Source organism: Paraburkholderia sp. RL17-368-BIF-A (assembly GCF_046054045.1).
Taxonomy (GTDB): Bacteria; Pseudomonadota; Gammaproteobacteria; order Burkholderiales; family Burkholderiaceae; genus Paraburkholderia; species Paraburkholderia graminis.
This window is the reverse complement of the sequence record NZ_JARESN010000009.1, coordinates 14,749-28,370: the sequence shown is the minus strand read 5'-3', so window position 1 is coordinate 28,370 and position 13,622 is coordinate 14,749. Positions and strand designations below refer to the sequence as shown.

At 61.4% G+C, this 13,622-nt stretch carries 10 protein-coding genes; 2 read left to right on the top strand and 8 right to left on the bottom strand.

All coding sequences use genetic code 11. The features are described from left to right. Positions 1-13 precede the first annotated feature (13 nt). The 6 genes from P0D87_RS17075 to P0D87_RS17050 form a co-directional block, all read right to left on the bottom strand. Positions 14-1,411: an LLM class flavin-dependent oxidoreductase gene (locus P0D87_RS17075; protein WP_053860082.1), complete on the bottom strand. Its 1,398-nt coding sequence runs from the start codon at positions 1,409-1,411 to the stop codon at positions 14-16. A gap of 43 nt (positions 1,412-1,454) precedes the next feature. Beyond that, on the bottom strand, positions 1,455-2,294 hold the full coding sequence (locus P0D87_RS17070; RefSeq protein ID WP_053860081.1) for a MetQ/NlpA family ABC transporter substrate-binding protein: 840 nt from the start codon (positions 2,292-2,294) through the stop codon (positions 1,455-1,457). A gap of 211 nt (positions 2,295-2,505) precedes the next feature. Beyond that, a complete protein-coding gene (locus P0D87_RS17065; RefSeq protein ID WP_053860080.1) occupies positions 2,506-4,095 on the bottom strand; it encodes an efflux transporter outer membrane subunit in 1,590 nt (529 codons plus the stop codon). A gap of 13 nt (positions 4,096-4,108) precedes the next feature. Next, complete coding sequence (locus P0D87_RS17060) at positions 4,109-7,294, bottom strand: efflux RND transporter permease subunit (protein WP_006052751.1); 3,186 nt, start codon at positions 7,292-7,294, stop codon at positions 4,109-4,111. A gap of 70 nt (positions 7,295-7,364) precedes the next feature. Further along, positions 7,365-8,573, bottom strand: coding sequence for an efflux RND transporter periplasmic adaptor subunit (locus tag P0D87_RS17055; RefSeq protein WP_053860079.1), 1,209 nt, complete (start codon positions 8,571-8,573; stop codon positions 7,365-7,367). 45 nt (positions 8,574-8,618) lie between these two features. Then, entirely contained in the window at positions 8,619-9,473 is an 855-nt protein-coding gene (locus P0D87_RS17050; RefSeq protein ID WP_029970114.1) for an alpha/beta hydrolase, read from the bottom strand. A gap of 172 nt (positions 9,474-9,645) precedes the next feature. On the opposite strand from P0D87_RS17050, the gene P0D87_RS17045 reads away from it, so the two are divergent. Then, a complete protein-coding gene (locus P0D87_RS17045; RefSeq protein WP_006049438.1) occupies positions 9,646-10,650 on the top strand; it encodes a LysR family transcriptional regulator in 1,005 nt (334 codons plus the stop codon). 223 nt (positions 10,651-10,873) lie between these two features. Next, complete coding sequence (locus P0D87_RS17040; RefSeq protein ID WP_006049439.1) at positions 10,874-11,185, top strand: DUF4148 domain-containing protein; 312 nt, start codon at positions 10,874-10,876, stop codon at positions 11,183-11,185. A 244-nt stretch (positions 11,186-11,429) separates the two neighbouring features. Here the strand turns inward: P0D87_RS17040 and P0D87_RS17035 are convergent, their stop codons facing one another. Both P0D87_RS17035 and P0D87_RS17030 read right to left on the bottom strand, forming a co-directional pair. Then, positions 11,430-12,503 carry a purine-nucleoside phosphorylase gene (locus P0D87_RS17035; RefSeq protein WP_053860078.1) on the bottom strand — a complete coding sequence of 358 codons (1,074 nt, stop codon included), beginning with the start codon at positions 12,501-12,503 and terminating at the stop codon, positions 11,430-11,432. Positions 12,504-12,674: 171 nt separating this feature from the next. Then, positions 12,675-13,580: a cation diffusion facilitator family transporter gene (locus P0D87_RS17030; protein ID WP_006049441.1), complete on the bottom strand. Its 906-nt coding sequence runs from the start codon at positions 13,578-13,580 to the stop codon at positions 12,675-12,677. Positions 13,581-13,622: the final 42 nt, after the last annotated feature.

Below are 13,622 nucleotides of genomic sequence, written 5' to 3'. Positions count from 1 at the left end.
GCTCCTGTCAGACTTACGCGGTTTGCTCGACGTTTGCAAGCGCGCGCCGATGCTGCGCGCCGGCATGTACATCGGGCAAACGCGCGCGGCCGCCGCCGAACAGCTTCTCGCGCAAAGTCGGCGCGGGATCGTAGTCTTCCTTGTAGACGCCGCGGTTTTGCAGTTCGGGCACGACGAGATCCACGAAGTCCTCGAACGATTCCGGCATCACCGTGCGCGTCAGATTAAAGCCATCCACGCCCGCTTCTTCGATCCACGACACGAGTTCGTCGGCAATCTGCTGCGGCGAGCCGACCACCGGTTTCGCGCGACCGCCGAGCGTCATCTGTTCGAGCACTTTGCGTTTGGTCCACACGCCGCTCACGCTCTTTTTGGAAATGGCTTCGACCGCGGATTGCATCGACTCCGTCTTCACATACGAGATCGGCTCGTCCAACTCGTATTGCGAAAAGTCGATACCTGTCGAGCTGGAAAAGTGCGCGATGCCTCCTTCAGCGCTTGCATAACGCCGGTACTCTTCGAACTTCTCCTGCGCCGCGCGCTCCGTTTCGCCGACCACTACCGTAATGCCCGCGAAGATCTTGATGTCGTCGGGCGCGCGCCCAAAGCTCACGGCTCGCGCGCGAATGTCGTCGACAATGGAACGCGTCAACTGCTTGTTCTGTCCGCCGACAAACACGCACTCCGCATGACGCGCCGCGAAATCCACCCCGCGGCTCGAAGAACCCGCCTGATACAAAACCGGCGTGCGTTGCGGAGAAGGCTCACTCAAATGAATCGCGTCGAGCGAATAGTAGGGACCGTCATGCTTCACGCGATGCACCTTGCCCGGCTGCGAAAAAATGCGTGCGGCGCGGTCGCGCACCACGGCGTCGTCTTCCCAGCTTTGCTCCCAGAGCTTATAGACCACGTCCATGTAATCGTCGGCGCGATCATAGCGGTCGTCGTGACTGATCTGCTGCGCGAGTCCCATGCCGCGCGCGGCGCTGTCCAGATAGCCGGTCACGATATTCCAGCCCACGCGGCCTTTGGTCAGATGGTCGAGCGTCGACATGCGGCGCGCGAACAGATACGGCGGCTCATACGTGAGATTCGACGTGACGCCAAAGCCGATATGCCGCGTCACATGCGCCATTGCAGGCACGATGAGCGCCGGGTCGTTGATCGGAATCTGCACCGCCTCGCGCAACGGCGTATCGGGACCGTTTTGATAAACGTCGTATACGCCGACGATATCCGCGAGAAAGATGCCGTCGAACTTGCCGCGTTCGAGCGTCTGCGCGAGACTCGTCCAGTAGTCGAGATCCGTGTAGTGCGCAGAGCGATCCCGCGGATGCGTCCACAAGCCATGATTGATGTGGCCGACCGCATTCATATTGAACGCGTTCAGCAGGATCTTTTTCTTCGGCATCGCGTAGTCGCTCCTGTTGTTCTATCCGGCGCGCGAGCGCCCCTTACCACGCGACTGCGTACAGATTGCCGAACGCTTTATCGAGCGCGGCGCGCACGGCCGGCGAATGCTGATAGATCGAAATGAACTTGCGAATACGCGGATCGTTCGCGCTTTCCGGACGCACGACCCATTGAATCGCGTAGTTCTTGTTCTCGAGGCCGTCGAATAGCAGCGCGCTATTCGGGTCCGTCGTTCCTGCGAGCTTGATGAAGCTCGGGTAGCCTTGCGCGAGGTCGACGTCGTCGAGCGAACGGGCGAGTTGCGAGGCTTCGAGCTGAACGATCTTCAGATGCTTCGGGTTGTCGATAATGTCGAGCGTCGTCGCGCGATAGTCGATGCCCGGCGTCAGCTTGATCAGCCCCGCGCGTTGCAGCAGCAATAGGCCGCGCCCGCCGTTCACTGGATCGTTTGCGATGGCCACGGTCGCGCCGTCTTTCAGTTCGTCGAAGCGTTTAATCTTTTTCGAGTACAGCCCGATCTTCATGATCGTGCCCGGCGCAATCGCGACAAAGTTATAGCCGCCCTGCTTCTTTGCATTCTCGAGAAACGGAATGTGCTGGAAGTAATTGACGTCGATGTCCTTGTTCGCGAGCGCGGCGTTCGGCGTATTCCAGTCGGTGAATTCGATCACCTTTACATCGAGTCCCTGCTCTTTCGCCTCGCGCACCGCGATTTTGAGTGCTTCGATTTGCGGGCTCGTCGCGGTGCCGATCTTCAGCGTCGGCGCATCCGCCGCGAACGCGGGCGCCGCGGGCAAAGCAAGTGCAAAGCCAAATGCGCTCAGAAGCGCGAGCGTCGGCGCACGGAAAAAGCGCCGCGCATTGAAAAGAAAAGTGCGCATGGTGGACTCTTGATGAAGATGTGATGTATTCGCGGCGAGTCAGATCGACGGCCTGCGCCAAGGTGCGAATCATCATAGAGGCCACGATGCCTGCGGGTCTACGAACGGATTTTCGAAAGGAAAGCGCGAAAAAAGATTTGCGAAAAAAAACCGGAGCGCGCTTGCGGCGCGGTCCGGTTCTACAACAGCAGTCAATAATAGACCGAAGCGTTTAGCGCTTTGCCACCTGTTGGTCGGAAGGTGCAGCCGGCGTTGCAGCCGAGCCCACGGCCGTATCCGACGCCGGCACATCGCCCCAACCGCCGCCGAGCGCGCGAATCAGGTTGACGGTCGCGACCGCTTGCGTGCCCTGCAAATGGCTCGCTTGCAGTTGCGTGCTCAACACCTGCCGCTCGCCGTCGATCACGTCCAGATAGCTCACCGCGCCCTCGGTGTACTGCGTACGCGACAGACGCGCCGCGCGTTGCGACGCCTGCACGGCATTGTTTTGCTCGCGCATCTGATCGTCGAGCAGACGCAGATCGGCCAGGTTGTCCTCGACTTCGCGGAACGCGACGAGAACTTGCTGACGATACTGCGCGACGTCCTCGTCGTATTTCGCACGAGCCTGCGCGAGATTCGCCTTACGCCGGCCGCCGTCGAACAGCGGCAGCGTCAATGCCGTGCCGGCAAACGGCCCGAGAATGAACGCGCGGCTCGACCACATGAAGAGATCGCCGAGCGTGGCCGACTCATAGCCGAATGCGCCGGTAATGTCGAGCTTCGGGAAGAACGCCGACTTCGCGAGACCGACGCGCGCATTTGCCGCCGCCATCGCGCGCTCGGCCGCCGACACATCGGGCCTGCGTTCGAGCAGTGCCGAAGGCAACCCCGGCGGCACGCGCACTCCGACCGGCACGAGCGGCGCTTCGGCGAACGAGAATTGCGCCGGCGGCTTGCCGAGCAAAATCGCGAGGCTGTGTTCGGACGCCGCGCGCTGACGTGCGACGCCTACTGCGTCGGCGCGTGCGCTCGCGAGTTCATTGCGGGCACGCGACACATCCAGTTCGCTAATGTCGCCTTCCTTGAAGCGGCGCTCGACGAGCTTCAGCGTATCTTCACGCAACGCGACCGTGCGGCGGTACAGGTCCTGATCGGTATCGAGCTCGCGCAACTGGAAATAGTTTTGCGCGACGTCGGCCTGCAGCGACAACTGCACCGAACGGAACAGCGCTTCGCTTTGCTGCTCGTCCGCACGCGAGGCGTTCACGTTCGAACCGACACGCCCGAACAGATCCGCCTCATACGACGCACCGACCTGCGCGCGCCAAATGGTGCCGGTCGTGCCGCCCACGCTATCCGGCTGGAATTGCGAGGCCGCCGATGCACGTTCGCGCGTCGGGCCGAAGCCCGCGTCGAACTTCGGAAACCAGTCCGACTTCGCGGCACGCGTGACCGCACGCGCCTGCTGCACACGCGCTGCCGCCGCTTTCAGGTCCTGATTCGCGGCAGCCGCCTGCTCTTCGAGCGCGTCGAGTTGCGGGTCGCCGAAAATCTTCCACCATTCGCCGCGATGCGCGTCGTCCGCGGGTTGCGCGGTTTTCCACGTACCGGTGTCCTGAGCCGACGCACCCGATGCACCCGACGCAGCCGATGCAGCCGACGCGCCCGAAGCCGCGACCGGCGCTTCCTTGAACGCGGTCGGCGTGTCCACTTCGGGACGCTTGTACGTGGGCTCAACCGAGCAGGCGGCGAGCAGCGCGAGCAGCAAACCGCTCGCTGCCGCACGGCCCCATCCACTCAAAATCTCAAAGCGTTTCATTGTTGTTCTCTCCTCAGGCGTCCGTGACCGGCGCGCCGATGCGCGGCGAATCCTTCTGCGCGACATGAATCGTCCCGCCGGCCAACGTACGCAGCACCACATAGAACACCGGCGTCAGCATCAGCCCGAACAGCGTCACGCCGAGCATGCCGAAGAACACCGCAATCCCCATTGCATGACGCATTTCCGAACCGGCTCCGGTCGACAGCACCAGCGGCACGACACCCATGATGAACGCGATCGACGTCATCAGAATCGGCCGCAGACGCAAGCGGCTCGCTTCAATTGCCGCCGACAGCGGCGTGTGTCCGTCGTGTTCCAGTTCGCGGGCGAACTCCACGATCAGAATCGCGTTCTTCGCCGACAAGCCCACCAGCACCATCAAGCCGATCTGCGTGAAGATGTTGTTGTCGCCGCCCGTGAGCCATACGCCGGTCAACGCGGACAACACGCTCATCGGCACGATCAGGATCACCGCGAGCGGCAGCGTCAGGCTCTCGTACAGCGCGGCCAGCACGAGGAACACGAGCAGCACGCTGATCGGGAACACCCACAAGCCCGCATTGCCGGCGAGAATCTGCTGATACGTCAGGTCGGTCCATTCGAGCTTCACGCCATGCGGCAGAACTTCCGCCGCCACGCGCTCAGCCGCGGCCTGTGCCTGTCCCGACGAGAAGCCCGGCGCCGGTCCACCGTTGATGTCCGCGGCCGTATAGCCGTTGTAACGTACCACCATTTCCGGACCATACGTCGGCGTGACCGTGACGAGCGACGACAACGGCACCATGTCGCCCGCGCTGTTGCGCGTCTTCAGTTGCAGGATGTCGTCGGCGCGTTGACGGAACGGCGCGTCCGCCTGCACCCGCACCTGATACACGCGGCCAAAGCGGTTGAAGTCGTTCACATACAGCGAGCCCAGATAGATCTGCATCGTGTTGAACACGTCAGTGACCGGCACGCCGAGCTGCTTCGCCTTCACACGATCCAGATCCACGTTCAGTTGCGGCACGTTGATCTGATAGCTCGAGAAGGTCGGGCCAAGCTCAGGCGTTTGCGCCGCCTTCTTCACGAATGCCTCCGCTGCCTTGTTCAACTCCGCGTAGCCGAGCGCGCCGTGATCCTCCAGTTGCATCTTGAAACCGCCGAGCGTGCCGAGACCGAGCACAGGTGGCGGCGGAAACACCGCAACGAACGAATCCTTGATCGCGCCGTATTGCTGATTCAACGAGCCCGCAATCGCGCCTGCCGAGAGCTTCTTGTCGCCGCGGTCCTTGAACGGCTTGAGCGTGACGAACACGATGCCCGCGCTCGAACTGTTCGTGAAGCCGTTCACCGACAAACCGGGGAACGCCACCGCGCTTTCCACGCCCTTCTGCTTCAGCGCGATCGCGCTCATGTCACGGATCACTTTTTCGGTGCGATCGAGCGACGCGCCGTTCGGCAGTTGCGCGAACGCGATCAGATACTCCTTGTCCTGCGCGGGCACGAAACCGCCCGGCACGATACGCGCGATCAGCACCGTTGCACCGACCAGGATCGCGTACACCGCGAGCATCGCGCCCTTGCGGCGCAGCACGCCCGTCACGCCGCGGCCATAACCTTCGGAGCCGCGATGGAACACCTTGTTGAAGCCCTTGAAGAAGCGGCCCAGCAGGCGGTTCATGATGCGCGTGAGGAAGTCTTCCTTCGCGCCATGACTGCGCAGCAGCATCGCGGACAACGCCGGCGACAGCGTCAGCGAATTGAACGCCGAGATCACCGTGGAGATCGCGATGGTCATCGCGAACTGCTTGTAAAACTGGCCCGTGAGACCCGTCATGAACGCGAGCGGCACGAACACGGCGACGAGCGTCAGCGCAATGGCGATAATCGGCCCGCTCACTTCCTGCATCGCCTTGTACGTCGCATCGCGCGCACTGAGTCCGTTTTCAATGTTCCGCTCGACGTTCTCCACCACGACGATCGCATCGTCCACCACAATGCCGATTGCGAGCACCATGCCGAACAGCGACAGCGCATTGATCGAGAAGCCGAATGCCAGCAGCAGTGAGAACGTGCCGACAATCGACACCGGCACGGCGATCAACGGAATGATCGACGCACGCCACGTCTGCAGGAACACGATCACGACGATCACCACCAGCGCGATGGCTTCGAGCAGCGTATGCACGACCGCCTCGATACTCGAACGCACGAACTGCGTCGGGTCATAGACGATCTTGTATTCGACGCCCGCGGGCATGTCCTGCGCGAGATCCTTCATCGCGGCGCGCACTTCATCGGAAATCGCGAGCGAATTCGCACCCGGCGCCTGATTGATTGCGAGCGCAACGGCCGGCTTATTGTCGAGCAGCGAACGCAGGCCGTATTCCGACGCCGCGAGTTCGACGCGCGCAATGTCGCGCAGATAGGTCACGCCGCCATCGGGCGTGGTCTTCACGATGATGTTGCCGAATTCGTCCTCGGTCTTCAGACGGCCGCGCGCATTCACCGACAATTGCAATTGTGTGCCCGGCACCGAAGGCGATGCGCCGATCACACCGGCCGCCACCTGAATGTTCTGCTCGCGAATCGCGTTAGCCACTTCGGTCGCGGTCAAACCGCGCTGCGCGACCTTCTGCGGATCGAGCCACACGCGCATTGCGTAGTCGCCCGAACCCCACAACTGGACCTGGCCCACGCCCTGAATCCGCGCGAGACGATCCTTCACGTTCAGAACCGCGTAATTGCGCAGATACGTCATGTCGTAGCGGTCGTTCGGCGAGATCAGGTGCACGACCATGGTGAGCGTAGGCGAGCTCTTGATGGTCGTCACGCCGAGCCGCTGTACGTCTTCCGGCAGACGCGGCAACGCCTGGTTCACGCGGTTCTGCACGAGCTGGGTCGCGAGGTCCGGGTTCGTGCCGAGCTTGAAGGTGACCGTCAGCGTGAGATTGCCGTCGCTATTTGCTTGCGACTGCATGTACAGCATGTTCTCGACGCCATTGATCTGCTCTTCGAGCGGCGAAGCGACGGCTTCCGCGATCACTTTCGGATTGGCGCCCGGATACTGCGCGTGCACCACGACCGACGGCGGCACCACTTCCGGGTACTCGGAGATCGGCAGCTTGAAGAGCGAAATCACGCCCGCCAGCAGAACCAATACCGATAGCACGCCCGCGAAAATCGGCCTATCGATGAAGAATTTGGATATGTTCATTGGAAGCTCTTGATGTTTGGAGCAAGCGGTTGGAGCACGCGCCGCGCGTTCAATGCCGCGGCGCGAACGCTCACGAGTTCTTGTCCGCTTTGGCGCGCTGCTGCGCGAGCGGCGCGCTGTTCGGGTCCTGGTCGGTCGTCATCGGCACCATATGCGCGCGCACTGCATCGCCGGGCCGCACGCGCTGAACGCCGTTCACCACAATCCGGTCGCCTGGTTTCAGGCCGCCCTTCACGACACGCAGATTGCCCTGCATATCGCCGAGTGAAATCTCGCGATACACGACGTGATTGTTCTGGTCGACCACCAGCACGAACTTCTTGTCCTGGTCGGTGCCGACGGCGGCGTCGTCGATCAGCACCGCCGGATGCGGTTCGCTGCCGCCCACTTTCACGCGCGCATACAGGCCCGGAATCAGCGTGCCGTCCTGGTTGTCGAAACGCGCGCGCACGCGGATGGTGCCCGACGACGTATCCAGACGGTTGTCCACCGACTCGATCGTGCCGCTGCGCGAGTAGCCGCTTTCATCCGCGAGACCGAGTTCCACCGGCACCTTGCCGCCGTCTTTCGCGCGACGCAGGTATTGCAGATACGTTTGTTCGTCCGCGTCGAACGATGCGTAGATCGGCGATACCGACACGAGCGTGGTCAGCGGCGACGAGCCCGCACCTGCCGACACGACGTTGCCCACCGTGATCTCCGCGCGCGATACGCGGCCCGATACCGGCGCCGTGATCTTCGTATAGCCGAGATTGATGCGTGCGGTTTCGAGCGCGGCTTGCGCGGCCTTCAGGTTCGCACTCGCTTCGCGCGCGGCGTTCTGCTTCTCGTCGTAGTCGCGCTTGGCGATCGCGTTGTCGGTGATCAGGCGTTGCGCGCGTTCCCAATCGCTTTGCGTGTAGCCCGTGCGCGCCTGCGCGGCCGCGAGCTGCGCTTCCGCGCGCGCGACTTCAGCCGCGTACGGGCGCGGGTCGATCACGAACAGCGTGTCGCCTTTCTTCACGAGCGCGCCGTCCTTGAAGTTAACGGACACGATGGTGCCTGGCACCTGCGAACGCACGTCCACTTTTTCTACCGCTTCTAGACGGCCCGAATAGCTCTGCCAGTCGGTGATCGTTTTTTGCACCACGGTGGCGACATCGACTTCCGGCACGATGGTCGGGGCGGCAGGCGAACTCGCGTCCACGCGAATTGCGCCGAATGTGCCGAGTCCGGCCAGCACGAGTACCGCTAGTGTGGCAACCGCCACGCGGCGGCGGGAAAGAGGAAGGATGGTCATGTGTAGCTCCCGGTATCGTTGATTAAAGTTCTGCTTGTTTCTGTTTCAGCGATGGGCGCGCGCATCGAAGCGCCACTGAAAAAATCGCACTGCCTCCTGCAAGGCGGGCGGATGATCGGCGAGCGCCGCATGCGAGACGGCTGGATAGCGGACCACCTGGGTCAGCACACCGGCGTCGATCAGACTGCTCGCGTATTTCTCCGCCTCGACATGCAGCACGTCGTTTTGCGCCGTCGCAATCAGCGTGGCCGGCAAGCCGGCGAGCCGCGACGATTCCAGCGGCGCCGCATACGGATGCATGCGTTGCGACGCCTGCGGCAAGTACGCGCGATAACAGGCCGCGCATTCTCTTGCCGTGATGTCCGAGCCGAGGCGCTTTTCATCGCCAAGGCGCGTGAGACTCGGGTCCAGCATCGGCCCGAACAAAGCTTGCGCGGAAATTTGCACGTCGCCGCGATCGCGCGCGATGAACGCGAGGCAATTGGCCAATTGACCGCCCGCGTCATGGCCGGCTACGCCAACCTTCCTGCTATTGCCGCCAAATGCACGCGCCCGCGTCTGCACCCACAATGCCGCGCGATGTGCGTCTTCGGGCGCGGCCGGAAATGGAAACTGCGGCGCGAGCGAATAACCGACCGACACCACCAATGCAGGTAAATGTTCTGCGAAATAGCGCGACGCAAAGTCGGCCTGATCGATCGACCCCTTCGTAAAACCGCCGCCGTGAAAATAAAGCAGTACTGGCAGTGCGGTTTTCTTCGGCTGCCGATACAAACGCAATGTGATGTCCTGCGCGTGTCCTTCTATCTGTACGTCAGTGACTTCCAGTGCCGTGCTGTCGGCCCCGGCCGGCGCAATGCCGGCGGGCACAAATGAGTACGGCGGTTTGAATGCTTCCATGTCGAGCCGCGCAATGCGCAAAGAACTTCAATGGTGCGAATTGTGGGTTCGGCAGACTCGTAAATAAATGCCTATAATCCGGCAACACAATTCGGCCCCTCTGAACAATCGAACCGATTGCTCGGCGGATTCGAATCCTGCTCAGTACGCCTGCCCCTTCTGGAGGTTTGCAATGGACCGGCTTCAGGCCATGCAAGTGTTCACGCGTGTCGTCGACACAAACAGCTTTACTCGCGCGGCTGAAACGCTCGACCTGCCGCGCGCATCGGTTACCACGATCATTCAGAACCTCGAAGCGTTCCTCGGCACACGGCTCATGCACCGCACGACGCGGCGCCTGTCGCTCACGCCGGACGGCGCGGCGTACTACGAACGCTGCGTGCGCATCCTCGCGGACGTGGAAGAGACCGAGGCCAGTTTTCAGAGCGGCAATAAAAAGCCGCACGGCAAGCTGCGCATCGACATGCCGGGTTCGATTGGCCGCCTGCTGGTGATTCCACAACTATGTGAATTCCACAAGCGCTACCCGGACATCGATCTGCAACTCGGCTTGTCGGACCGGCCGGTCGACTTGCTGCAGGAAGGCGTGGATTGCGTGGTGCGCGTCGGCGCGCTACAGGATTCCTCGCTGGTGGCGCGACGGATCGGCCTCTTCGAGGGCGTGTCGTGTGCGTCGCCGGAGTACATCGAACGGGCCGGCATGCCGACTTCGCTCGAGGACCTGGAAAATCACAAAGCAGTCAATTACTTCTCGAGCCGCACGGGACGCACGCTCGATTGGGCATTCCTGGTTGATGGTAAAGAGGTTGAAGTAAAAATGAAGAGCATTGTGTCGGTGAACGACGCCGATGCCTACGTGACCTGCGGGCTGGAAGGTTTTGGCCTGATTCAGCCGGCGCTCTTCATGGTGCTGCCGCATTTGCGTGCGGGCCAACTCGTAGAAGTACTGCCCGAGATGAAGCCTTTGCCGATGCCTATTTCGGCAGTCTATCCGCACAGTCGGCATCTGTCGCCTAAAGTCCGTGTTTTCGTAGACTGGATTGCGGAAGTGTTCGACCGTTGCCCACTACTGAGTGGCCGCGGCACGCTCGACGCAACCTGCTCGAAGCGCACGCTCGAAGAACGCGAGTCCGCTCCGGCACTCGACACACCGGTTATATCCGAATGGGTCGCGTGACTCAACTCAATTGAAGTGCAGATAGTGAAACAGTGAATTCCAACCGCGGCGCTAATGCCGCGGTTGTTGTTTCGGCCTGTGTTTATAAGGCTTGTCGTTCGATTGTTCTGGAATCGCGACAATTCATTTCGCGAAAGCGCAATTTATCGGCGCTCGCTCGAAGTCTACATTTCACCCTGTCGCAGCACCCGTCGTGCTGCAAATGAATCGACAGGAGTGAATCATGAAACGCAATCTTCTCGCAGGTCTTACTCTCTCGCTGCTCGTGAGCGCGCCGGTATTCGCACAGAGCAACGGCATCGGCCACGCAGGCAGCTATCAGACTCAACCCACCGCCTCGACGACGGCGACGGGCGGCAAGACGCGCGCCGAAGTGCAGGCCGAACTGGTCGCCGCCTATCGCGACGGCTCGCTGCCTTCGCTCAATCGCACGACGTATCCGAACAAAGGCCTGATCGGCCAGACGCAAGCCGCGCGTATCGCGCTGCAAGAAGGCGCGAATGGCGATGTCACCCGCGTGGCAAACGGTCAGTAAATTCTCAGCAATGCAACAAGAAGCTCGCTGCAATAGTTAGCCATCCGGATTAATGCCGATGACGGCGAGCCAAACAGACTTCAGCACTTTATAAAGGAGTACACCATGACACCATCGGAACTCGACCACTGGAACACCGACTCCGCAGTATGGACGCCGTATCGCGCGCCGCAACGCTAATGCGCCGCGCCATTGCAACAAGGGCCGCAGTTCACATCGGGCGGCCCTTGTTGCAATCATTGGATTAGCGCTTCGGCACGCCTTCGCGCCATTCGCCCCAGTGCGTGACAATGTCCTGCACAAGCGGATTGCCCGAGCGATACAGGTTTTCCAGCGCAATCGTAAAGCCGCCTTGTGCTGAGTAGTTGAGCAAGTTATCGGCGCTCGTCTGTCCGTCATAAGGGCGGTCGAAATCCGAGCCCGCACGCACTACAGCCACGCGGTTCAAATCGACCTTATGCACCGAAGCCGCGCGTTTCAGTGCTTCATACGTCGCATTGTCTTCCTGCTGCGTCGTGCAATACGTGCCCTTTCCATCGGTCAATATTTTGGTCCAGTCGCGAGCGCGTTGCCCGAGCAATGTGCCGGACCACCATGTGTCGCCGGCGAGCGTATCGCATTGAATGACCGTCGGCGGACGATTAGCCGGCGCGTACGAATACTTGGCGCGCGCAGCCTGCGCCTGCGCATTGTCCGAAAGCACAACGTTGCGCGATAAAGCGAATGCCGTATCGGCGAGTTGCGTATTGAGCTGGAATACTTCGGTGCGGTAATCGAGCGGCGGCTTTTCCGAGGGGCTCTTTGTATTGATCCCAAGATAGCCGGTGTTCCAGCCGGCCGGAATTTCGCGCCCGTCAATTTCCCATTGAATGCCGAAGTCGACGAGATATTTCGCCCACGCCGCCGAGCCCACCGTGCCCTGCTGAGGATCGATGCCGGCAATGCCCGCGACCATGAAATACGTATGCCGCAAATCGAAACGCGGCGAGAACGTCAGCGCCATGATGGACGCCGCGGCATTGGTGTGCCCCATGCCGGTCGTCATCACGCAGACGTCCTGGCGGTTGCAATGCACTGCCGGATAATCCGGCGACAAGCCGTCCACCGGAATATCGCGCCACGGTCCGAGCTTGTCGAGCCACACCTGGCCCTCGGGACCGAACATCGAGATGATCATCACCTTGACCGGCCGCCCGCGCGAGCCGCCGTCGCCATGCGAGAAAGCGTCGCTGTCGTCCGCGCTTGCGGGTCCGGAAGTAAAGGCTGCGCATGCCGCGAGTGCAATGACGGATAGCGCGCCCAATGTGCGAGTCAGCATCGTGATCTTCCTTTTTGCTTGTGATGCAGTTGGGGAGAGTGCCGCTTCAAGCCGGAAGAAGTATAGATGCGACGAAATTATTGTCCACTACACGACACGTCGATCACGTTAATCGCACGAAGCTCTCCGCGAGTGGCGAGTCGCCAGTCGCGTGCACCAGAAAAAGGAAAATCACGCGCGCGGTACATCCGGTTCGAAAAACACCCAGCGTACTTGCGGAAAAGCGGCCTGCAAATCGGCCTCGATGATGTTGATCGCATCGACCATCGCGCGGCCGCTCGCGTAGTCGATCATCTCGGCCTGCACCGCGACCACCACGTGACGTCCCCATTGCAGCGTGATCATATTGATGATGCCGCGAATTTCGCTGCGCGCGCGCAAATGCGCCTCGATGGCGCGGCGCACTTCGGGGCTCGCCGATTCGCCGACGATCATCGACTTCACCTCGCGCGCCACCAGTCCCGCGATCACCATCAGCAGCAAGCCGACGGCGATGGAGCCAAACGCGTCATAGACAGGATTGCCGGTCACGAGCGTGAGCAGCACCGCGGCAAACGCGATCGCGAGGCCCACCAGCGCGGCAATATCTTCGCCAGCGACTACCAGTAGTTCCGACTCGCGCGTTTCCCTGAACCATCGCCAGATGTTTTTCTCAGGATGCACGCGGCGGATTTCCCTCAGCGCGCCCCACAGTGAAAACGCCTCGAGCACCACCGACACGCCCAGCACCACGAGCGCGACATACGCGTACTGCAATGGCTCGCGCGCCATCAGCCGATGCACGCCTTCATAGACCGAGAACGCGCCGCCCACGAAGAACAGCAGTAACGCGACGAGCAGCGAATAAAAGTTGATCTCGCGGCCGCCGCCCATTGGATGCAAGGGACTCGCCGGCCGGCGTGCCTGACGCAGGCCGAACAGCAGCAGCAATTGATTACCGCAGTCGGCGGTCGAGTGAATGGCTTCGGCGAACATCGAGCCGGAACCGGTGAATGAAGCGGCAGCGAACTTGCAAACGGCAATACCAAAGTTGGCGGCCAGCGCATAAATAATGGCTTTCGGCGATTCTTCTTTCATCGTTATCGAGGGCGTTGTTCAATTTGCGAAAGGCTTTCGGCT